Below are 21,632 nucleotides of genomic sequence, written 5' to 3' on the forward strand. Positions count from 1 at the left end.
GCTGATGAAACGGATATTGATATGGTTACTCTGTTTATTGACCCCGCATTTGGTAATGGGGCAGCGTGGATCTGCTATTAAAAAAGGTCCATCGTCTGTGAACATTGTGTGGGATCAGGCATCCCTAAAACAAGTTGCTCCTTTACAGGGAAGTGCTGGTGCAAATTATGCCCGCATGATACAGCTAAGCAATGGCCATTTGTTATGCGTTTATGAAAGCGCTGGAGGTGTGGAGTGCATCACGAGCAATAACCTGGGCAAAACATGGCTTACCCCAGTAATTATAGCTCAGGCGGTTCCGGGTATTAACATGGCTGTTCCCGAAATTCTGGAGTTAAAGGATCGCTCCTTGCTGGCATCGTATAATCCGCGGCCGCATAAAGTAAATGGTGGCTGGGATACTACAAAACATTTTGCCATCTGCACTAAAAAAAGCTATGATGGGGGTAAAACCTGGGGTGATGAGCGGCTGATATACCAGGCAGGCTCTCAGTTTGAGAATGGCTGCTGGGAACCATCGCAGCTGCAGCTCCCGTCAGGCGAAATACAATTGTATTTTTCAAATGAAGGGATCTACACCAGCAGTAACGAACAAAACATATCTATTTTCAGATCGAAGGACAACGGTTTAACATGGACAAAGAAACCGGAGATAGTTTCCTTTACTCCCGGTCATCGTGATGGGATGCCGGTTCCTGTTATTCTGAAAGGAACACAAGAGATACTTTTTTCCATTGAAGATAATGTTAAGGGCCAGTTTAAACCCTCCATCATCCGCAATAGTTTTAGTCAAAACTGGCAAAAAACGGTTGGACCCAATGATAATGAACGTACTTACGCCCTAACACCCAAACTGCCGGACACGGTTTATGCCGGTGGTCCATATTTGCGCCAATTGCACAGCGGTGAAACTGTTTTATCATACCAAAGCACCATGAACAGGAGCGGTAACTGGGAGCTTGCCTGTATGCAGGTGGCGGTAGGCAATAGCAACGGCGAAAATTTTGTGCAAGTGGGTGCGCCTTTTACCATCCCGGTTAACAAACATGGATTGTGGAACTCGTTATGCGTGCTTCATGACGATACCATAATAGCTCTGACATCAACCAATACCTATAATAATTATACCGCCATTTGGATGATAAAGGGGCGATTAACCAATAAAAAACTTAATAAAACTACTAACCACTAATACATGCAAACTAAATTAAAATTATTGGCTGGGGCATTGTTAATGCTGTTCAGCGTACAACTATCGGCTCAACAAAAAGCGCCCGCACAGGTATGGTCGCAACAAAAAGCAAAAGCATGGTACGCCCAGCACCAGTGGCTGGTAGGCAGCGATTTTATACCCAGCACGGCTATAAACCAGCTGGAAATGTGGCAGGCTGATAGCTTCGATCCTAAAACCATCGATAAAGAACTTGGTTATGCGCAGGGCATCGGCATGAATGTAATGCGCGTATTTTTGCATCACCTGGCCTGGCAACAGGACCCTGAGGGGTTTAAAAAACGCATGGATCAATACCTTGCCATTTCCAGTAAGCACGGCATCCAAACCATGTTTGTATTTTTTGACGATTGCTGGAACAAAGTGCCCAAAACAGGCAAACAGCCCGAGCCAAAACCAGGCATCCACAATTCTGGCTGGATGCAGGATCCCGGTCAACCTGCTTCTGATAACGCTGCCAACTTCCCGGCGCTCGAAAAATATGTTAAAGATGTATTAAAACGCTTTGCAACCGACAAGCGCATTTTGCTTTGGGATTTATATAACGAACCCGGTAACTCAGACAAGGGAGATAAATCATTACCGCTGTTAAAGAGCGTTTTTAAATGGGCAAGAGCAATAAACCCAAGCCAGCCGATTAGCGCCGGTGTGTGGAGCTGGAAGCTGGAAAACCTAAACGCCTACCAGGTAGCCAATTCAGATATAATTACCTATCATGATTATTCGCCCGAGCCTGAACATTTAAAAACAGTTCAGTTCCTGAAAATGATAGGTCGCCCGTTGATCTGTACCGAATATATGGCCCGTCCGCGCAACAGCTTGTTCAGCACGGTACTGCCTATGTTGAAAAAAGAAAATGTGGGCGCCATAAACTGGGGTTTTGTATCGGGTAAAACCAATACCATTTATGCCTGGGATACCCCAATGCCCGATGGCAGCGAACCTAAACTATGGTTCCATGATATTTTTCATAAAGATGGCACGCCTTACAAACCGGAGGAAACACAACTTATAAAAAGTTTAACCAACAGGGGAAAGTAGGTATATATACCGATGGTTATGAAAACTAAACTCAAATATTTATTCCTGCTGATATCAGGCGGCCTGGTTTTAACCTTGTTTAATACAAACGGGGCTAATGCGCAGGTTGTTAACCTTAAAAACTTTAACCCTAAATCAGGAGTAAGTTTAAAAACAGATCATGACCATGTTACGGTTACCTGGCCCGCGGGTAGTAACAGTAATGGGCGCCTGGTGCTTAATTTGAGTAAAGATGCCCCATTGTTTCAAAGCGTGCAGCTAAGCAGCAACGGCATATACAAGCAGATAATTAACGATGTTGCGCCGCAGTTTATACTTACAGTGGGTAAGCGCGACCTGGTATCTCAAAACGGCTGGAATATATTTTTTGATAAGGTTCCCTCAAAGCCCCATCATTCCTACAAAGTTGATTTTAATAAAAAGGATGTCAGTGTAAGTACGTCAGGTTCACGCACTACAGTAACCATAGCCGGTGTAGAAGCGCCAAACTTTAATGGCGATCTGGAGATTACCCTTTATAATGGTCAGCCGCTTTTTAACGTAGCAGCGGTGATAAGTACACAGATTGATTCTACCGCCATATTATATGATGCCGGGTTAGTAGCGAAACAACAGCCGGTAAAAACAGTAAGCTGGAGCGATGTTTATGAGCACCTGCAAACAGATAATAGCAACCAGCCGGATACCGCTAAAAACCTCGCCGTAAAATATAGAACTATCATTGGCTCAAACACGGGTGGCAGCATTGCTGTATTTCCAGCACCGCATCAATATTTTTATCCGCTTGATGAAGCTTTTAATCTCAAATTTGTTTGGTATGGTAATAACTACCGCAACATGCTTACCGGCTATGGTTTAGGTATAAGGCAGGAATTGAATGGCGATAAACGTTACGTGCCCTGGTTTAACGCCCCACCGGGTACAAAGCAACGGCTTAATTTTTTCTGCCTGTTGAGTACAGGCGACGCGGCAGGATTATTAGCTAATGTTAAGCGATATACCCATAACGACAGCTATAAGCCTTTGTCTGGTTATAAAACCATGACGAGTCATTTTCATAATGAGTTTATTATGAGCGTGGTACTGGCTGGTAAGCCTGTTCCGGATAATCCCTCGTTTGTTGATGTTTTTAAAAGATTGGGTGTAAATATTGTTCACCTTGCCGAATTTCATTACACCGCCCACCCTAAAGGACCGGATGAACAGCGTTTACGGGAATTAAAATCATTGTTTGAGCAATGCAGGCGATTGTCATCAGCTAACTTTTTATTGTTACCCGGTGAGGAGCCTAATGAATTTTTTGGAGGCCACTGGCTGGAATTTTTTCCGAAACCGGTTTACTGGATCATGTCGCGCAAACCGGGCACGTCATTGGTAACCACGGATGCCGAACACGGTAAAGTTTATCATATAGGGGATAAAAATGATATGCTCGCCCTGCTTAAAGCCGAAAATGGTCTGGCCTGGACCGCTCATGCACGTACCAAGGGTTCAACCGGTTTTCCTGATGCTTATAAAGAAGAAGCATTTTTCAAATCAGACAGGTTTTTAGGCGCAGCGTGGAAGGCCATACCTGCCGATCTTTCGCAACCCCGGCTGGGCAAACGGGCACTCGACTTGCTTGACGATATGAATAACTGGGGCCTGCAGAAAAAAATGCTCTCAGAGGCCGACCTGTTTACCATTGAGCCGGAGAACGAAATGTATGCGCATCTTAATGTAAACTACCTGCAGCTAAACAAACAGCCCGAATTTAAGGCTGGCTGGCAGCCTGTGCTGGATGCATTGCAGCAGGGGCGGTTTTTCTCGACCACGGGCGAGATATTGATAGCCGATTTTAAAGTGAATGGTCATCAATCAGGCGAAACCATTAATCTGCCTGCTGATGGCAAAAGTACCGTCAGCTTTAAAGCCGACTGGACATTCCCGCTGAACTTTGCAGAGATCGTTTCAGGGGATGGTAAAAAGGTTTACCGCAAATGTATCAATCTCAATTATACCAAAGCTTTTGGTGCGCAAACTTTTACTGTCCCTGTTGACTTGAAAGGCAGGACCTGGGCCCGTTTAGAAATCTGGGATGCAGCGGTTAATGGTGCTTTTACCCAAACTGTTTGGTTTAAATAATTGTCCGTTGTTTTCAAAATATTGTAATATTGGTATTATAAGCTGAACAAAATATGTAAAAATGATGTATAATGGCCGTTTTTTCTCCATTTCCGTCAATAATACAGCTATAAATATTTCGATAAAAAATCATGGTTAAATTATGTGGTAACCCCTTGATTAATAGCGGTAAATGACTTAGTGTATCTAATACAAACAATTGATTGTCAGTCATTTTGTATTTTGAAATACATTTTTGTAGTAGTAGTTTTGTCCTAACCAATTATAAATTTTAATGTGATATGGGACAGATCACTAATAAAAAAGCAGTAATGCAATTGGGGTTTCCAGAGCTTAGTGAAGCTCTGGAAATCCATTATCAATTATCACCCGAAGAATTAAGAAAAGCCGCTCTGGAGCGTGGAGAGGCCTATTTAACAGATCAAGATGTGTTAGCTATCGATACTGGTGAGTTTACAGGGCGCTCGCCCAAAGACCGGTTTATTGTTACCGATAACCTTACAAAAGATTCCGTTTGGTGGGGCGATGTTAATATTGCTATCAGACCTGAAGTGTTTGATAGTCTGTACACTAAGGTATTAGCCTACCTGCATAGCAAGGTGGTTTTTGTGCGCGATGCTATGGTTTGCGCGGAAGAAAGCAACCGTTTAACCTTGCGGGTGATCACGGAAACAGCGAGCCAGAATTTGTTTGCATATAACTTATTTCTGCGTCCGGAGGATACTATCGATCCGGAGTGGACTGTTATATCGGCTCCCGGATTTAAAGCCGATCCGGTTATTGATGGAACCCGGCAGCATAATTTTGTAATGCTCAACTTTACCCGCAAAATCATACTGATAGGCGGCACAGGTTATACCGGCGAAATAAAAAAGGCTGTTTTTACCGTACTAAACTTTCTTTTACCTCAGCACAATATTTTGCCTATGCATTGTGCTGCAAATAAAGGAGAGAATGGGGATACTGCCATCTTTTTTGGCTTATCGGGTACTGGTAAAACCACGCTCTCTGCCGACTCCGACCGCCAATTGATCGGCGACGATGAACATGGCTGGGGCGAAAATTCGGTTTTTAATTTTGAAGGGGGCTGTTATGCTAAAATAGCCGGCCTGAGCCCCGAAAAAGAGCCTCAGATATACCAGGCCATGAAGCGCGGTTCGCTTTTAGAGAACACGTGTTTTTATCCGCTGTCAAAAACAGTTGATTTTAATAACCTGTCAAAAACCGAGAATATCAGGCTGTCATACCCGTTGCACTACATCAGTAATACGGTAAGCCCGGCCATGGGCGACGTGCCCCGGAATATATTTTTCCTTACTGCTGATGCTTTTGGTGTGCTGCCGCCTATTGCCAAATTGAACAGGGCACAGGCTATGTATTACTTTTTATCGGGCTATACCGCTAAAATTGCCGGGACTGAATACGGTATCAATGAGCCGGAAGCTACTTTTTCGGCTTGTTTTGGGCGTGCATTTTTACCTTTGCACCCCACAAAATACGCTGAAATGCTCGGTGAAAAACTGGATAAATATCCTTTAAACGTGTGGCTGGTTAATACCGGCTGGACAGGCGGTTCATATGGTACCGGCGAACGGATAAAATTGAGCTATACCAGGGCCATGATCAAAGCCGCGCTTAATGGTCAGCTGGATTATGGGCCATACCAAAAGCTACCCATATTTGACCTGATGATACCAGCATGGTGCCCCGGTGTGCCATCGGCCATGTTGAACCCGGCAAATACCTGGGCCAATCCATACAGTTACGAAGAAACTGCCCATCATTTGGCCGGGCTTTTCCGTAAAAACTGTAGCCAGTACAAAGGGTTTTCTGACGGAATGCTGTGCTCTGTAGGGCCGGTGATTGAAGAGGCACGATAGGCATCATACTCAATATAAAGGGCCCGGCATTGCCGGGCCCTTTATATATACACACGTCATTGCGAGGTACGAAGCAATCTCTATGCTATACAGAGCAAATGAAAATGTACAGCCGACCTGCCTGCGTAGAGATTGCTTCGTACCTCGCAATGACGTGTTTGTTACTTGCTATCACCCAACCAAACCAATACTTATTGGCTCATCTACAGCATCAGCCATAAATTCTTCTGCCTTTAGTACCATTTGTTCCGATCCGATGAAAATGGGGGTACGTTGGTGCAGCGAGGTAACTTCCAGCTCCAGGATGCGGGTTTTGCCGTCGGTGGCCCGTCCGCCGGCTTGTTCAATAATAAATGACATGGGGTTACATTCATAAACCAGGCGCAGTTTACCGCCCGGTGTGGCCGCTGTTACCGGGTAAATAAAAATACCACCCTTAATCATGCTGCGGTGCAAATCGGCAATCATAGAGCCAACGTATCGCGAACTGTAAGGACGATGGGTAGCCTCATCCTCTACCTGGCAATACTTGATATATGATTTTACACCTTGCGGAAAATGCACATAATAGCCCTCGTTAATGGAATATATATGGCCGGTTTTTGGGATCTGCATTTCGGGGTGCGACAGGCAAAATTCGCCTATAGATGGGTCGAGCGTAAAGCCGTTAACTCCTTTACCAGTTGTATAAACCAGCATGGTTGATGTGCCGTATATGATATACCCTGCAGCTACCTGCTTAACACCTCTTTGCAAAACATCCTCTAATGTTGCCCTGCCTTCGGTGCTTTGCCTGCGATAGATGGAAAAAATGGTGCCGACAGATACATTAACATCAATATTAGACGAACCGTCAAGCGGGTCAATAGCAACAATGTACTTGGCATCTAATGATACATCGGTGTCCAGCATAACGATCTCCTCATTTTCTTCGGATGCTACAATACAGCATTCGCCGCCGCTTTTCAGGGCCGATATAAATTGTTCGTTTGCATAAATATCAAGCTTTTGCTGATTTTCGCCTTGTATGTTTGTGCTGCCGGCCTGGCCCAGGATGTCCATCAATCCAGCCTTGTTCACCTCGCGGTTAACTATTTTGGCGGCAATGCCTATATCGCGCAGCAGTCTTGAAAGTTCGCCCTTTGCAAAAGGATGATCTGCCTGTTTTTCAATGATAAATTGTCCTAAAGTTTTGATAGGGGTCATGATCTTAGTGTATTTCGTACGTAATTATTTACTCTTGGTTTTTCACAAGATAATTATAAACAACACTAAAATTCGAAAAAATGGCACATTTTTCTTCGGTAACGTTTGCGCTTTTTACATAATCGTGTAATTGATGTGGTAAAATGGCATTATCGCTACATCTCAATCACCAGCATACGCCCATGCGCTTTCGTAAGCATTCAGGCGTTCGGTGTAATCAATAAAGTCGGTGTAAAAAGGCAGGCGTGTAAGGGTGGAGCTATCGCCAATAACTACCAGTTTCTTTTTAGCCCGGGTTAAGGCTACATTCATCCGCCGGATATCAGACAGAAAACCAATCTCGCCTTCGGTGTTGCTCCGAGTCATGCTGATATAAACTATATCACGTTCCTGGCCCTGAAAGCTATCCACGGTATTTACAGCTATGTAGTTATTATAGGCAAGCAGTTCGGGGTTATCAGCCAATTGTTCTTTCAGTATCCTGATCTGCTCTTTATAGGGAGCAATAATGGCAATGGTTGGGAAACTTTCAGGATTATTCAAACTGCTGATCAACCGGTTTAAATGCTTTAATAAAAATACGGCTTCGTCGGGGTTGGCCAAACTGGTGCCTTCCTGCTGCTCATCAAAACCACAGCCTGCGGTATCCACAAAGGAAATGGGCATATCACCCGGAAATAATAATGTATGGGCAACTGAAGCATGTGCCTTAAGTTTGTTCTGATAAAATACACCCGATGAAAAGCCCATGATGGCTTCGTGCATGCGGTACTGCTCATCCAATAATACAACAGCTTCGGGATGCAGGGCCACGCATTTTTCGAGCAGGGTAGTACTTAATCCGTTTTTGGCAGCCTCGGCCGATTTAATAGTAGGAGGTAATTGGCAATGGTCGCCAGCCAAAATTACCTTTTGTGCTTTTAATATGGGGATCCAGCAGGCTGGTTCCAGGGCCTGGCCAGCCTCGTCAATAACTACGGTATCAAACTTAACATCGCGTATGGTATAATGATTGGCGCCAACCAGTGTAGCGGTGATCACCTGGGCTTTGGCTACCAGGTCGTCAACAATATGTTGTTCGGTGGTGGCAACATCCTTCATAATCCGGTGTGCCTCCTGGAACAGGGCTTTACGCTGGTCACGTTCGGCCTTGCCAAAACTGCGCTTATATTTATGCGCCATGTCTTTGAATGCGCCGGCCTGCTTCTTAAGTTTCCGTACCTCTTTATTGTCCCGGTGTTCGGCCATTTTACTGTCGAGGGTTAGGGAAAATAACTTTTCAGATACGCGGGCCGGGTTACCTATGCGCAATACATTAAGGCCCTCATCAGTCAGTTTTTCCGTTAGCAAGTCAACCGCGGTATTGCTTGGGGCAACTACCAGTATTTGTTTTTTATTTTGATTTATGAGCGCTTTAATAGCCTGTACCAGTGTGGTGGTTTTACCGGTGCCCGGTGGCCCATGTACAATAGCCAGATCCTGCGCCGAAATTATTTTTTGAACAGCAGCTACCTGCGAAGTATTTAAATGGGCAATGGATACAGGGGATATGGTATTAAACGCGGGTGATTTTTCGCCGGTGAGTATGTTAACCAAACGTCCTTCCTGTGGTTTAGTGCTTAGTGCCGATGCCTGTTTGATGGCATTCTGCATTTCGTCGTAACTATTGTTATCAAAAAGCAGGTCGATACCCAGTTTGCCATCCCGGCTCCAGTCAGGCAGTTCGTCGGTATATAAGGTGATCTTCAGGCGATCGCTATTTTGGTAGGTGATAATGCCCTCCACGCGATCATTTTTGGGGTCATGGTTGGAGAATAAAGCCGCTGGCACACCAAACCTGAACTGGTGCGAAAGGTCCTTATGTGTGGTACGTTCCACTTCAAGGTTAATATAATCACCCCGGCCAGGCTCTGTACCTCTGATGGCAATAGGGTACCAGGCCAGGCCCTGCGTTCTCCTGTCTGCTGCAGCTGTATTTTCAGTTAATTTTAAGTAAGCGTTGCGATCCTCATCTTTTTCTTTATTCAGCAGATCAAGGAGTCTTTTAAAATAATCCATTAACTGCAAAGGTAATACGAATTTGCTTTTTGAGACTATAAGACTTTTGGACTATGGGATTTTGAGATAATAAGATGGGTGAAGTTTGATCAAAGAATTCCCCATTTAAATCCTTTAGTCTGATGTTCCCATAGTCCCGTAGTCCCAACTCAGGTAACAATTTACTTACAATATTTAAAGAATTACAGATAAGTGTATTTAATACACAAGAAATGCTAATATTGTTTAACCAATTATTTAACCGGTACTATTTTATCATTGTTGTACTTTTTTATCCTTGCGTAAAAAGCTGTCATAAAGGGGTAGTTTATGATGATGGATATACCGGTTGATGAATGAAAAATATCAACTAAATTCTCACACCATGTCATTAAAATTAAAATTTACCTGTGTTTTATTGATCGGACTTAGCTTTTTACTGTATTCGTTTAAAAAGCCCGCTCCTGCAACCCGTATTTTAGTATTTTCAAAAACCCTGGGCTGGCACCATTCCTGTATCCCGTTTGGTATAGCGGCCATTCAAAAGCTGGGTAAAGAGAACGGCTTTGAGGTTGATACCACCACCAATGCCGAGGATTTTAATGATGATAATTTAAAAAAATATCAGGCCGTAGTATTTAATTGTACTACAGGCAATGTGCTTAATGCCATACAGCAAGCCTCCTTTGAACGCTACATACAGGCTGGCGGCGGCTATGCTGGGGTACACTCGGCTGCCGATACGGAGTACGACTGGCCCTGGTATGGTAAATTGGTTGGGGCGTATTTTTCAAGCCATCCCAATAATTCAAACATCCGTAAGGCCACCATTGATGTTACCGACAGAACAAATCCCATAACCGCGAACCTGCCTGCCCGGTGGGAGCGTACCGACGAATGGTATAACTATAAATCTATTTACAGCGGCATACATGTTTTGGCCAGCCTGGACGAAAATACCTATAACGGCGGCACCAATGGCGCCGACCATCCTATTACCTGGTACCATGAGTTTGATGGTGGCCGCTCATTTTATACCGGTTGCGGCCATACCGACGACAGTTATAGCGATCCGTTGTTTTTAGGGCAGTTGCTGGGCGGTATTAAATATGCCATGGGTAATGGCAAGCCGCTTGATTACAGTAAGTCATACTCCAAAGTAGCGCCAGATCAAAGCCGCTTTGTAAAAACCGTATTGGTTAACAATATCGCATCGCCTATGGAGCTGGCTGTTGCTAAGGATGGTCGTGTGTTTTTTACCCAGCTGATGGGCAATTTTTCTGTGTATAATACCAAAACCAAACAGTTTAAGGTTATCCGTAAATTCCCCATTACCTATGAGGGCGGTACCGGGGTTATAGGCTTAACCCTCGACCCTAAATTTGAAACTAACCAGTTTGTTTACATTTATTATATGCCTGCCGGACAAACGGAAGAACCGCTTAATTTTCAATTGTCACGCTTTAAGCTGAGTCCGCAGAACGTGCTCGACCTGGCATCCGAAAAAATATTGCTCAAAGTACCTGTTCAAAAAGTAAGCGGGGCGCACCATGGCGGTTCACTGGCCTGGGATAAAGAAGGTAACCTTTACCTGTCAACCGGCGATAGCTCAAGCCCGTTCCCGTCTGATGGTTATGCACCATTGGATGAACGCCCGGGACAAGAGCATTACAGTCTTGACGCGCAGCGCAGTGCCGGTAATACCAACGATTTTAAAGGCAAGATCTTAAGGATCCATCCCGAAGCCGACGGTACATATACCATCCCCGAAGGCAACCTTTTCCCTAAAGGAACTGCTAAAACAAAACCCGAAATTTATGTAATGGGTTGCCGTAACCCTTATCGCATAGCGGTTAATCCTAAAACATCGGTATTGTACTGGGGCGAGATTGGTCCTGATGCCGGTAAGGATTCACCGCGCGGGCCACGTGGATATGACGAATTTAACCAGGCCAAAAAAGCAGGTAACTTTGGCTGGCCTTATTTTGTAGGCAATAACTTCGCCTATTCGCACTGGGATTTTGTAACCGCTACCCCCGGTCCTAATTTTGATCCTAAAGCTCCCGTAAATAATTCACCTAACAACACCGGTTTAAATGTATTACCACCAGCCACACCGGCCATGATCTGGTATCCTTATGCCTCGTCAAACGAGTTTCCGGAACTGGGTATGGGTGGCAGATGTGCCATCGGAGGTGATTTTTATGAGTATGATGCCAGTGTTAAAAATCCTAACAAGTTTCCAGAGTACTATGACGGCGCTTTGTTTGTGGCCGACTGGATGCGTAACTGGGTGATAGACCTGAGGTTTGACGAAAAAGAAAATTACGTACGCAACGAGGCTTTCATGCCTTCGGCCGGCGATTTCAGGCGGCCTATTGATATGGAATTTGGATCAGACGGCGTATTTTATATGCTGGAGTACGGCTCGGTTTATGGTGCCCAAAATGAGGATGCACGCCTCGTTAAAATTGAATACAATACAGGTAACCGCGCGCCAATTGCCAAAGCGGGCATAACGGATACCGCTATGCAATCCCTGTATCAGCATACCAAATATTTAACTGCCGAACTTAAAACCATGCCGGTTAAAAAGGAAATAGCAGGACAGGCACCGCTTACCGTAAGTGTTAACGGACAGGGTAGTAAAGATCTGGATGATGATGATAAAATAACCTACCAGTGGCTGTTTGACGGTAAAACGGTTGGAGCAACTACATCGTCGGCAAAATATACCTACACCAAACCGGGCACCTACAGAGCTATACTTAAAGTAACTGATAAGGCCGGATTGGTTGGCAAGGATACTATTATGGTAAAAGTGGGTAATACCGCGCCAATAGTTAAGATAGCCAGTGCCGATAATGAATCATTTATATGGAAGGGTAAGCCATTTAAGTACAATGTAGTGGTTAAGGATAAGGAGGATAAAGTGATTGATCCTAAACGTGTAAAGCTGTTCTATATCTATAACCCGCAGCCATCTGCCGATAATAAAACCGTTAAAAATCTGGCAGCCTTATCTGCCACGGAGGTAAGCTATCCGGGTAAAGCCCTGATGGCCGCCAGCGATTGTAAATCATGCCATTTGATCAATAAAACCGCGGTAGGCCCAAGTTTTACGGCTATTGCTAACCGGTACAAAGTTCAAAAGGGATCGACAGATAAATTATCAAAAAAGATCATCGCGGGCGGTGCCGGGAGCTGGGGAACGGAGCATGTAATGAGCGCCCACCCACAACTATCAAATGCAGATACCAAGGAAATTGTAAGGTATATTTTTTCACTTACTGATAAAAAGAACAAGGCTATACGTTTACCGCAGCATGGCGTCCTTAACCTTAAATTTAATGATGCCGAGCCACGTGGCGAGTACACCCTACTGGCGTCATATACGGATAAAGGAGGCAAGGTGGTTGGTCCGCTAACCGGTACCGATGTGGTTACTTTGCGTAATGCCAATGTAAAGGCGGTTTATGCCGATGAGTTAAAAGGTTTTAATCGTTTTAAGGATGATCTTTCGGCAGGGAACCATAAATCGTATGTCATGTTCAGAGATGTTGATCTGTCGGGTATTACAAAGTTTGCTTACCAGTACGCGTCAAAAGATGCTGCAGGCGAAATTGAGGTACGTATTGATTCACAGGCTGGTCCGGTGATCAGCTCGACTGCATACAGCGGAACCGGCGACTGGAAGAAACTGGCCTGGCTAACCGGCGAAGTACAAAAACCGATAACCGGCAAGCACGATGTTTACTTTTTTGCTATTAAACGCACCAAACCAAGCGACGGCATTATTAGTTTAAAAGATATCCAGTTTCAGTAATTAATAGTTGTGCATGGGAATTGCGAATCCCCTTTGGAGAGGGGGTAGGAGTGTGTTTTTTACGCGCGAAGAAACACACCCCTGCCAACACACTGTCCAACACGCCCCCTCTCAAGCGGGGAACTTATAGCCAATGTAATTAAGTAATAAATTAAAATAAAACTTGCGCGGAGGGTTGCGCGAATCCCCTCTTGAGAGGGGGGAGGGGTGTGTTTTTTACGCGCGAAGAAACACACCCCTGCTAACGCACAATCCAACGCGCCCCCTCTCAAGAGGGGAACTTATTAAGTAACATATAATCCTGTTTTTATGAAAAGATATTCGATTTTTTTTAGTGTTTGCATGGCTGTGGCCTTGGGACACACACAGGGGTTTGCCCAAAGCGGCAAGCCGCTTTTTACCAATGCTATAGGTGTGCAGGCGTACACTTTCCGCAGCAGTATGCCTAAAGCCACAGCAGCGGTTCTGGATACTATTAAATCCTTTGGCATAACCGAATTGGAAGGAGAGGGGCCCAAGGATATGCCCAAAGAGGAATTTAAAAAGCTTTGCGACGAACGTGGCATCAAAATACCTTCTATAGGGGCAGGTTATGATGATATTGTTAAAGATCCCCAATCAGTTATTAAGCTGGCTAAAACATTGGGTGCATCATACGTCATGGTAGCCTGGATACCCCATAAAAAGGAATTTACTTTGGAAGATGCCAAAAAAGCCGCGGCTGATTTTAACCATGTTGGCAAAATATTAAAGGAAAGCGGACTTACCTTTTGTTACCATAATCACGGGTATGAATTTGGTAAGTATGAGGATGGTACCCTGTTTGATTATATCGCTAAAAACACCGATCCTAAATATGTATCGTTCGAGATTGATATCCTGTGGTCGTTCCACGGCGGACAGGATCCGGCACAGCTGATTAATAAATACCCGTCGCGCATGAAACTGATGCACCTGAAAGACATCAGGAAAGGCGTTGCTAATGACCTTACCGGCGGCACGGATACCAAAAATGATGTGGCATTGGGTACCGGCCAGATCAATATCCCTGAGGTACTGAAGGCCGCAAAAAAAGCGGGCATTAAACATTGTTTTATTGAGGATGAAAGTCCGTCATACAGTACCCAGATACCGGTAACCATTGCTTATATCAAGAGCTTAACTTATTAAAAACGTTTCATGGCTGATAATTCATTAAACAGAAGGCAGGTGTTAAAAACTTTAGGTTTGGCGGCAGGGGCCGCTGCTTTGGGTGGTCCCGCGGTAGCTGCAATTAAGGTTGATAAAAACGATCATGGTTTTGTGTACTCCTTAAACATGAGCACCATACGGGGCCATAACCTTGGCTTTATAAAGGAGCTTGAAGTAGCTGCCAAAGCCGGTTATACCGCTGTGGAGATATGGATAGATACCCTGCAAACCTATCTTAAAAATGGTGGCTCAATAACCGAGGCTAAAAAGATCATTGATGGTTTGGGCATCAGGGTTGAGAACGCCATTGGCTTTGCACAGTGGATTGTTGATGATGATGCCATCCGTAAACAAGGGCTTACCCAGCTACAGGCCGAAATGGAAATGCTGGCCAAAATTGGCTGCAAAAGAATAGCCGCCCCGCCGGCAGGAGCCACAAAATCCGGGGTGATTAACCTGGATTTGGTTACGGAGCGCTATAACACCATCCTTAAAATGGGCCGCGAAACCGGTGTGATACCGCAGCTGGAAATGTGGGGAGGATCGACAAATTTAAAACACATAAGCCAGGTATTGTACGTAGTAACCCAATGCGGGCACCCCGACGCTCGGATGCTACTTGATGTGTTTCATGTGTATAAAGGTCAATCGGCGGTGGAAAGCCTGCAGTTTGTGGGCAAACCCGCATTAGAGATATTTCATGTTAATGATTATCCCGCAGGTATCAGTCCTGAACAAATATCTGAGCCCGAAAGGGTGTATGTTGGCGATGGGGTAGCCCCTGTAAAACGTATTTTACAATTGGTTAAAAATCCCGACAGGCCGCTTATTATATCATGCGAAGTATTTAATAAAAGTTATTACGCGCAGGATGCCCTGCTGGTGGCAAAAACCGCGCTTAGCAAAATGAAGGCTATAGCGGCGCAGGTTTAGTACCCTAACCCCCAGAGAATAATAGCCCATCAATAACAGTTGGGTTATTTGGTAGATTAGATTCCCTCCTTGGGGAGGGGCGCGGTGGTTTGTGTAATGGCAGGGAGGGGTTTATTCGTGATGTAGGTCGCATAAACCCCTCCCTACACCCTCCCGTCGGGAGGGAATCGCACAGGCCAACACTTTAAAATTTAATCCTGTTTTATCATGGGCTATTACTCTGAAGGGGGAATGAACCCTAAGGCTCCTAACTGTGGAGAAATTCTTGTTACTGTTCGAGGCTTTTACTTTACTTTTCTTCCTCCCCACAATTGGGGATATATAAATAAATTTACCCATATTTTTTATTCTATATTTGCGTCGCTTTTGGTTCCCTGAGCATTTATTTGTTTAGGGATTAAAAGGGAATCCGGTGTAATTCCGGAACTGTCCCGCAGCTGTAAGCTCCGTTAACCGCTATCCATTCTTTAGCCACTGTTCGCCTTGGGCGGATGGGAAGGCCGGATAAGCAGGGAGTAAGTCAGAAGACCTGCCATTGCATTATAAGTATTCATAGCTTTCGGGGATTGAAGCTGGAATGAGGATACCTCACGTGTGTTGTATTTCCATTTGTTATACCCTGTTTGCTGTTTGTTTAATTTTTTTACGAACAGAAAATATTGCAACGCCTGTACAAATATTTGTGCCTTCTATTGTTGTCGGCTTGCCTTGTAGCAATACAAGGCTCACTTTGCGGCAATTTAATGGCGCAAAATGCCGATACCATCCGCTCATCATCAAAAGATACTTTACGAAACCATCATCTTAAAGAGGTTTCTGTGCGTGCAGGCAGGATCTCATCGCGCAATACATCGGCCACGCCGCTACAGGTATTAAAAGGCGCCGAGTTAGAAAAACTAAACAGCTTTTCTGTAGCCGATGCTATCCGCTTTTTTTCGGGGGTACAACTAAAAGATTATGGTGGCATTGGCGGTTTAAAAACCATTAATGTGCGCAGCCTGGGTAGTAACCATGTAGCTGTTTTTTATGATGGGGTTGAGTTTGGCAACTCGCAGAACGGGCAGGTTGATCTTGGCAAGTTCTCGCTTGACAATATTGAAGAGATAGCTTTATATAATGCACAAAAAGGCACCATATTTCAATCGGCAAAAGGTTTTTCGGCAGGCAGTGCCATTTACCTTACCTCCAGGCAACCCCAGTTTGAGCCCGGTAGTAGTTCAACCGGGAAGATCAGTTTTAAAACAGGCTCATCCGGACTGTTAAACCCTTCGTTCTTTTGGCAATATAAGCTGAGCGATAATGTTTACAGCACCATTAGTACAGAGCTTGTACATGCCAACGGGCGCTATAAGTTCAGGTACACTAACGGGGTTTATGATACAACCGCGGTAAGGCAAAACGGAGATATCGACGCGCAGCGTGTAGAAGCCGGTTTAAATGGCAAGCTCAAAGACAGCAGCAAATGGGCGGTTAAGGGATATTTATACAACTCAGAACGCGGATTGCCCGCTGCCATAGTATCCAACAAATTTGACTCGCATGAGCGGCTCTGGGACCGGGATGTATTTGTTCAGTCGTCATACAATAAAAAATTTAGTGATCGGTATAGCTTAATGGTAAGTGGCAAGTATGCCAATACCTACAGCCATTATGTTAACCCTGATATTACCACAACAACGGGTTTGCTCAATGACCGATATTATGAGAATGAGCTCTACTTTTCTGTTGCCAACAAATTACGGATCAATAAATTCTGGGATGTTGCCTTAGCTGCTGATTACCAGTGGAACACGCTGCACATTACAGAAAATGACTCGGCCAAATATGGTTTTGCGCCTCCTGTACGCAATACCCTGTTAACCGCGCTGGCTTCCGAGCTGCATTTTAAACGCCTTAATGTGCAGGCCAATTTACTGGGCACCTTTGTTAACGATAAGGTTTCGATAGAAAGTAACTCCGACAAAAAAAGAGAATATACACCCGCGCTGCTGCTTTCCTGGCAGCCAACTGAAAACCCCGACTTCAGGATCCGCGGATTTTATAAAAGTATTTTCAGGCTGCCAACCTTTAATGACCTGTACTACACCTTTGTAGGCTACGCCGCTGTAAAGCCCGAATTTAATAAACAGTATGATGTTGGTTTTACCTATAATAAAACCTTGCACCAACAAACACTGGTATATTTTGCGCTGCAGGCTGATGCTTATTACAACCAGGTTAGAGATAAGATCGTAGCTGTTCCGGGTGCTGACCTGGGCAGATGGTCGATAATTAACCTGGGCAAGGTTCATATTAAAGGAATAGACATTAACGCGCAGGCAACCTGGCAAATATTATATGATGTATTTGTTAATACCGGTATAGCCTACACTTACCAAAAGGCTGTTGATGTAACCGATAAAAACGATTTTAACTATAATCAACAGATCCCATATACCCCGGTTAACAGCGGCTCTGTACTAATAGCCGCCGAATGGCGCAAACTGACATTTACCTACAGCTATATCTATACCGGCGAAAGGTATAACCAAAAAGCTAATGAACTGGCAAATTATATGCCGCCCTGGTACACTCATGATGCAGGGCTTACCTATACAACCAGGTACAATAAACATAAGCTAAAACTTACCGCCGAGGTAAATAACCTGTTTAACCAGTACTATGATGTAGTATACAATTTCCCGTTGCCGGGGCGCAATTACCGGTTCACTATAAGTTCAACTTTTTAAACCTATGAAAAACATAAATTATACTATCAAATGCTTGTTGTTGGGATGCCTGATCCTGATTTACAGCTCATGCCGTAAGGCTGCCCAGCCAATCCCCGGGGAGGTTAAAACACTGCTGCCCGCCGATCCTGCCAGTGTGGTAAAAGGTTTTTACTTGCTTAACGAGGGGAATATGAACATGAATAAAGCTTCGCTTGATTACCTGGATTATACTACGGGCGAGTACCGCCGGAATATCTATAACCAAACCAACCCCGAGGTAACCAAAGGTTTGGGCGATGTGGGCAATGATATTGGCATATATGGCTCAAAAGTTTACGTGGTGTTTAATGTATCAAACAAAGTGGAGATCCTGAATGCGCGTACAGGTAAGCGTATTTCGGTTATCACCATAGCCAATTGCCGTTACGTTACTTTCCATAATGGTAAAGCTTATGTGAGCGCTTATCTGGGTAAGGTGGGCGACCCCAATGCCCCAAATGGCGCGGTTGATGAAATAGATACCGCGAGCTTGCAGATAACCCGTAAAGTTACCGTTGGCCGGCAGCCCGAAGAAATGGCCATAGTGGGCGAAAAGCTGTACGTGGCCAACTCCGGCGGATACAGTCCGCCAAATTATGAACGCACCGTTTCGGTGGTTGATCTGGCCACATTTACCGAGCTGAAACGCATAGACGTAGCCATTAACCTTGATCGTGTAAAGGCCGACAAGTATGGCGATATCTATGTAACCTCAAGAGGCGATTATTATAAGATCCCATCCAAACTGTTTGTGATCGATACAAAAACCGACCAGGTTAAAAAGGAATTTGATTTTGGTGTGAGCAACCTGTGGATAGATGATGACATAGCCTACATGTACAGCTATGAATTTAGCTATATAACCGGTGGAAATGTAACAACCTACTCCATGCTTAACGTGAAGGACGAAACCGTGATTAACCGCAAGTTTATTACCGACGGAACCGAAACACAGATAAAAGTACCCTATGGTATCGCCGTAAATCCTATTACAAAAGAGGTATTGGTTACCGATGCCAAAGATTATGTAACCCCCGGAACGCTATACTGCTTTGATGTTAACGGAAAGAAAAAATGGTCGGTAACCGCGGGCGATATCCCCGCGCATTTTGCATTTGCTTATTAAACACTTTATATAAAAATAGAAACTAAAAAAATGATAAAAACAAACCTAAACTACAGCAAAACGCTATCAATGGTGGTTTTGCTTAGCCTTGCCATACTGGCATCCTGTAAAAAAGATCAGGACCCGGTTGATCCTGTGAAACCAGAAAAACCGGTAACTCCCGCTACCCCAATAGCACCTATACGGCCGGTAACAGCAAACAGTAACCCTTATGTAACCCAGTTTTTTGAATATACGCCAGCCCCCGGCCAGTTTATTAACACCGGCTTTGGAACCGCCGAAGTAGCAAAAACCATTTTAAAAGGGAAAGATAACCTGTTAACCCTTGGAGCCTGGGGTGGCTATGTGGTGTATGGTTTTGATCATACGGTTTTAAATGGTTACAACAAGCCCGATATTATTGTATTTGGTAACGCCTTCAATCTTTTTGCCGAGCCCGGGATAATATGGGTTATGGATGATAAAAACGGTAATGGCAAGCCCGATGATACCTGGTACGAGCTAAGAGGCAGTAAGTATAATCAGGAGGGTTACGTGCGTAACTACACAGTAACTTATACCCATCCTAAAAATGATACCAGCGATGTGCCCTGGAGAGATAACCACGGTAACAGAGGTTATATAAAAAGAAACATATACAACACGCAGCCATATTTCCCTAAATGGGTTACCGGGAGTACTTACACACTTAAGGGCTCATTATTACCATCCACAAATATTGATGACAGTAATCCCGACTACATCATTAGCCGGTCTTTTGATTTTGGTTATGCCGATAACACCTCAGGCGGCGATAAGGTTGATATCTCTAACGCTATTGACAAAAACGGCGTAAGCGTAAAGTTAAAGGGGGTTGATTTTATCAAAATACAAACCGGTGTACTGTATGACATGGGCTGGCTGGGCGAGCAATCGACCGAGGTTACAGGCGTGGCCGACCTGAGCATTGTAAAATTAGACGATCAATAAACCATAAATAATCTGAACAATAATCTTAAAACTTAAAAAAATGAACACGAAAAAATCTACCATTATGAAATTGTTGCCTTATGCATTTCCGGTACTGCTTATGGGCATGGTGAGCTCCTGTAAAAAGGATGCTGTCAATCCTATGCAGGATGTAAATTCGGCAACGGCGAAAACACTTAAAGTACAGGCCGTAGGTAAATATGACAACGGCTTTTTCCTGATAAATGAAGGCTGGTACGGACACGGAACCGGCACCGTAAGCTTTTATGATTTTGGAACAGGCGTTATTTCTGATAGCCTTTTTACTAAAGAAAATCCCGGTAAAAACCTTAACCCTACAAGCAGTACTCTGGAGTACGGCACCATTTTTAACGACAGATTATACCTGGTGAGTAAAGTTGGTGGCCCTTTTGTAGTAGCCGATTCACATACTTTAAAAGAAATTGCCCGCATTGCCGCCAAAAGCACTAATGATTTTAGGGCGTTTGTGGGTATTGATGCCACTAAAGGCTTGCTGAGCACCGGTTCAGGTATTTATCCAATTAATTTAAGTACGCTGGCCTTGGGTACAAAACTAAGCGGTGTTACCGGCCAGGTTGGCGATATGATAAAGGCAGGCAATTATGTATTTGTGCTGTCGCAATCAAACGGGGTTGTAGTGCTTAACGCGTCGACCAACGCGGTTGTTAAAACCATCACCGGTATGCTGTGCGCATTTACCCATACGCCCGATGGCGCAGTATGGGCCGCCGGTGGTACTCAGCTTATCCGTATTGATCCGGCTACTTTAGCGGTACAAACGATAACCGTTCCTTTCTCTATCTACGGTTCATGGGCTGCGTGGCACCCAGGCTCCATAACAGCTTCAACTACCGAAAACGCAGTTTTTATTGCCCGCAACGCAACGTTCTCTGGCGGTACACAGGTTTATAAGTATACTGCAACAAACAGTGCATCGTTCACAACACCGTTTGTAACTGTACCTGCAGGCAGGGAGTTATATGGCTCGGGAGTGGGTTATGATGGCATTCATAATCAATTGATCATTAATACGGTTCACTCAGGCTTCACTACAAACTTTAGCTTTAACGACCTTGTTTTTTATAACGCGGCAACCGGAGCGCAAATAAATGACATTGCCTTTACCGGTTACTATTTTCCGGCTGTAGCAGTATTTCATTAATTTAGTTTTAGTATAATTGCAATAGTACATAGTTATTAAAAAAGGCTGCCTGCGGGCGGCCTTTTTTTGTGTATTTTCTATTATTATAAACTGAACAATAAAAACAAATGAATGCTGTTGTGAATAAATTGAACT

13 protein-coding genes and 1 riboswitch are annotated in these 21,632 nt (G+C 44.4%); of the genes, 11 read left to right on the plus strand and 2 right to left on the minus strand.

Going from position 1 to position 21,632, the window contains the following annotated elements:
• Positions 1 to 4 precede the first annotated feature (4 nt).
• The 4 genes from M2273_RS11925 (at position 5) to pckA (ending at position 6,276) form a co-directional block, all read left to right on the plus strand.
• Complete coding sequence (locus M2273_RS11925) at positions 5 to 1,192, plus strand: sialidase family protein (RefSeq protein ID WP_429397011.1); 1,188 nt, start codon at positions 5 to 7, stop codon at positions 1,190 to 1,192.
• A gap of 3 nt (positions 1,193 to 1,195) precedes the next feature.
• A complete protein-coding gene (locus M2273_RS11930; protein WP_429397013.1) occupies positions 1,196 to 2,272 on the plus strand; it encodes a cellulase family glycosylhydrolase in 1,077 nt (358 codons plus the stop codon).
• An 18-nt stretch (positions 2,273 to 2,290) separates the two neighbouring features.
• Complete coding sequence (locus M2273_RS11935; RefSeq protein WP_429397015.1) at positions 2,291 to 4,396, plus strand: hypothetical protein; 2,106 nt, start codon at positions 2,291 to 2,293, stop codon at positions 4,394 to 4,396.
• Between the two features lie 281 nt (positions 4,397 to 4,677).
• A complete protein-coding gene (gene pckA / locus M2273_RS11940; protein ID WP_429397017.1) occupies positions 4,678 to 6,276 on the plus strand; it encodes a phosphoenolpyruvate carboxykinase (ATP) in 1,599 nt (532 codons plus the stop codon).
• Positions 6,277 to 6,447: 171 nt separating this feature from the next.
• Here the strand turns inward: pckA and fbp are convergent, their stop codons facing one another.
• Complete coding sequence (gene fbp / locus M2273_RS11945) at positions 6,448 to 7,482, minus strand: class 1 fructose-bisphosphatase (RefSeq protein WP_429397019.1); 1,035 nt, start codon at positions 7,480 to 7,482, stop codon at positions 6,448 to 6,450.
• 162 nt (positions 7,483 to 7,644) lie between these two features.
• Positions 7,645 to 9,540, minus strand: a complete 1,896-nt coding sequence (locus tag M2273_RS11950) for an AAA domain-containing protein (RefSeq protein WP_429397021.1) — start codon at positions 9,538 to 9,540, stop codon at positions 7,645 to 7,647.
• A gap of 364 nt (positions 9,541 to 9,904) precedes the next feature.
• Here M2273_RS11950 and M2273_RS11955 point away from each other — a divergent pair, with 364 nt between their 5' ends.
• The 7 genes from M2273_RS11955 to M2273_RS11985 all read left to right on the plus strand — a co-directional run bounded on the left by M2273_RS11955 (position 9,905) and on the right by M2273_RS11985 (position 21,497).
• On the plus strand, positions 9,905 to 13,345 hold the full coding sequence (locus M2273_RS11955; protein ID WP_429397023.1) for a ThuA domain-containing protein: 3,441 nt from the start codon (positions 9,905 to 9,907) through the stop codon (positions 13,343 to 13,345).
• A 309-nt stretch (positions 13,346 to 13,654) separates the two neighbouring features.
• Complete coding sequence (locus M2273_RS11960) at positions 13,655 to 14,515, plus strand: sugar phosphate isomerase/epimerase family protein (RefSeq protein WP_429397025.1); 861 nt, start codon at positions 13,655 to 13,657, stop codon at positions 14,513 to 14,515.
• 9 nt (positions 14,516 to 14,524) lie between these two features.
• Positions 14,525 to 15,469: a sugar phosphate isomerase/epimerase family protein gene (locus M2273_RS11965; RefSeq protein ID WP_429397027.1), complete on the plus strand. Its 945-nt coding sequence runs from the start codon at positions 14,525 to 14,527 to the stop codon at positions 15,467 to 15,469.
• 350 nt (positions 15,470 to 15,819) lie between these two features.
• Positions 15,820 to 16,020, plus strand: a riboswitch (cobalamin riboswitch).
• A gap of 192 nt (positions 16,021 to 16,212) precedes the next feature.
• The gene (locus M2273_RS11970) at positions 16,213 to 18,198 is read left to right on the plus strand and encodes a TonB-dependent receptor (RefSeq protein ID WP_429397029.1); all 1,986 of its coding nucleotides are present in this window, start codon (positions 16,213 to 16,215) and stop codon (positions 18,196 to 18,198) included.
• A gap of 4 nt (positions 18,199 to 18,202) precedes the next feature.
• Positions 18,203 to 19,345: a DUF5074 domain-containing protein gene (locus M2273_RS11975; RefSeq protein ID WP_429397031.1), complete on the plus strand. Its 1,143-nt coding sequence runs from the start codon at positions 18,203 to 18,205 to the stop codon at positions 19,343 to 19,345.
• Between the two features lie 30 nt (positions 19,346 to 19,375).
• Positions 19,376 to 20,314, plus strand: coding sequence for a cell surface protein (locus M2273_RS11980; protein ID WP_429397033.1), 939 nt, complete (start codon positions 19,376 to 19,378; stop codon positions 20,312 to 20,314).
• Between the two features lie 40 nt (positions 20,315 to 20,354).
• Positions 20,355 to 21,497, plus strand: a complete 1,143-nt coding sequence (locus tag M2273_RS11985; RefSeq protein ID WP_429397035.1) for a DUF5074 domain-containing protein — start codon at positions 20,355 to 20,357, stop codon at positions 21,495 to 21,497.
• Positions 21,498 to 21,632: the final 135 nt, after the last annotated feature.

Origin of the sequence: Mucilaginibacter lappiensis (assembly GCF_050433765.1) — a bacterium.
In the GTDB taxonomy this organism is placed as follows: Bacteria; Bacteroidota; Bacteroidia; order Sphingobacteriales; family Sphingobacteriaceae; genus Mucilaginibacter; species Mucilaginibacter lappiensis_A.